This is a genomic window from Xanthomonas sp. SHU 166 (assembly GCF_000364685.1).
In the GTDB taxonomy this organism is placed as follows: Bacteria; Pseudomonadota; Gammaproteobacteria; order Xanthomonadales; family Xanthomonadaceae; genus Xanthomonas_A; species Xanthomonas_A sontii.
The window spans coordinates 1-2,498 of record NZ_AQOJ01000803.1 but is presented as its reverse complement, the minus strand read 5'-3'; the positions used below and the strand labels follow the sequence as shown (position 1 = coordinate 2,498).

Here is a 2,498-nt window from a genome sequence, read left to right as displayed (position 1 = left end):
CCACCGCCGCCCCGGCCGCCGCCGTGGCCGCGAATGCGCCGGCCGGCAACGCCGCGGCCGCGCACGAAGCGGAAAGCTCGATCCGCGTCAGCGTCGACAAGGTCGACGCGCTGATCAACCTGGTCGGCGAACTGGTCATCACCCAGGCCATGCTCAAGCAGGTCTCCACCGGCCTGGACCAGGCGGTGGCCGAGCGCCTGTTCGCCGGCCTGGACCTGCTCGAACGCAACACCCGCGACCTGCAGGAAGCGGTGATCGGCGTGCGCATGCTGCCGGTGGACGCGGTGTTCCGCCGCTTCCCGCGCCTGGTCCGCGACCTCTCCACCCGCCTCGGCAAGCAGGTGCGCCTGCGTACGATCGGCGAAGGCACCGAGCTGGACAAGGGCCTGATCGAGAAGATCGCCGATCCGCTGGTGCACCTGGTGCGCAACTCGATCGACCACGGCCTGGAACTGCCGGAGGCGCGCCGCGCCGCCGGCAAGGACGAGACCGGCACCATCACCCTGGCGGCCTCGCACCAGGGCGGCCACATCGTCATCGAAGTCAGCGACGACGGCGCCGGCCTCAACCGCAACCGCATCCTGGCCAAGGCCGCCGAACGCGGCATCGCCGTGCCGGACAACCCGAGCGATGCGCAGGTCTGGGACCTGATCTTCGCCCCGGGCTTCTCCACCGCCGACGCGGTCACCGACCTGTCCGGCCGTGGCGTCGGCATGGACGTGGTCCGCCGCAACATCCAGGGCCTGGGCGGCGAAGTGCAGCTGGAAAGCGAATCCGGCCGCGGCACCCGCGTGCTGATCCGCCTGCCGCTGACCCTGGCGATCCTCGACGGCATGACCGTGGCGGTGTCGGGCGAAACCCTGATCCTGCCGCTGGCCTACGTCATCGAGGCGCTGCAGCCCAAGGCCGACGACATCCGCACCATGGCCGGCGAAGGCCGCGTGCTGCGGGTCCGTGGCGAGTACCTGCCGATCCTCTCGCTCAGCGACTCCTACGGCTTCGGCCGCATCGAGCAGAGCGAAGAACCGCTGGTGGTCGTGGTCGAGGCCGACGGGCAGAAGCTGGCGCTGGAAGTGGACGAACTGATCGGCCAGCAGCAGGTGGTGGTCAAGAACATCGAGAACAACTACCGGCGCATCAGCGGCATCTCCGGCGCCACCATCCTCGGCGACGGCCGCGTCGCCCTGATCGTGGACATCGGTGGCCTGGTCCGCTCGCTGCGGGTGCAGCAGGCGGCCTGACCGCCCCGTCCTCCGGCGTCACGCCACACATGAGCCCCGGCAGCGATGCCGGGGCTTTTTGTTTGCGGTGCGCGCTGCAGATCGGCGTCTCTGCGTAGATCGCCGCCAAAAACGGGGCGACGCGCGCTGCACGCAGATGCCTCCAAGCGGCCCGCCATCCGACCTGCACACTGCAACGCGGCCCTAAAGAAAACGCCATGATTGCCGATGCACATTGAGCGCACAGTTTTTGTCTACATGTGCGTGCCGGTCACACCTGGGGAGGTGGAACCGGCGCTTCAGGGGAGCGATCGGAGGAGCTGCCGGTCGCTGAAGCCGTGCTGCAGCAGCGGGGAAAACGCATCGTGTGCCGTGTTGGCGTGGCTTGAACGCATGTTTCCGCATGCCTCCCGCCCGTTTTACGCACTTCATCACAGATGAAACCAGCATTACGACCGGTTTTCCCTGTTAACGACCACGCAGTGACTCGTCCATTTCAGGGGGTTCCAACATGACGTCGCTCTTGCAACGCTACAACGTGGGCCGCCGCCTCGGCGGCGCGTTCGGCCTATTGATCCTGCTGTCCTGCCTGCTGGTCGCGGCCGGCCTGCTGTCCATGTCGCGGGCGCGGAACGAGCTGGACCATATCGTCAAGATCAACGTCGAGAAGATCCGCATCAGCAACGGCATGCTCGACGACAACGCCAACATCCTGGTCGCCCTCGGCACCTTGGCAATGGTGAGCAGCGACCAGCTCAACCGGGAAGCACTGGCGGAAATCAAGCAGCATCGCGCGCACTACATGGAGATGCGCAGGCAACTCGATGCGTTCCAGGACACCAGCGAGCGCATCCGCACGCTGCGCGCGGAGATCGATGCGCAACGGGCGGTCGCAGGCAAGCTCAACGATCAGGTGATTGCGCTCGGCGCGGCCAATCGCAACGACGAAGCGCAAGCCCTATTGAACGAAAAGGCGCGACCGGCCACCGCCGCCTGGCAGGCCAAGATTCGGGAAAACGCCGATATCCAGGACGCGCAGATGAAGAAGGCCTATGCCACGGCCACCGAGGCGATGACCAATGGCCGCAACATGCTGCTCGGCGGCGGCCTGGCCGTGCTGATCGTCAGCGGCCTGCTGGCCTGGACCATCACCCGCAGCCTGACCGGACCGCTGAACCAGGCCACCCGCGCCGCCGAAGCCATTGCCGATGGAAGCCTGGACAACCACGTGGCCACCGAGGCGCGCGACGAACCCGGCCGCCTGCTGGTCGCGATGGA

2 protein-coding genes are annotated in these 2,498 nt (G+C 67.3%); both read left to right on the top strand.

Annotation, left to right across the window (positions count from 1 at the left end; all coding sequences use genetic code 11):
- A partial coding sequence (locus D180_RS18580) for a chemotaxis protein CheW (RefSeq protein ID WP_017913970.1) occupies positions 1-1,241 on the top strand: 1,241 nt, incomplete at its 5' end.
- A 490-nt stretch (positions 1,242-1,731) separates the two neighbouring features.
- The coding region (locus D180_RS18575) for an MCP four helix bundle domain-containing protein (RefSeq protein ID WP_017913969.1) at positions 1,732-2,498 on the top strand (767 nt) is incomplete at its 3' end.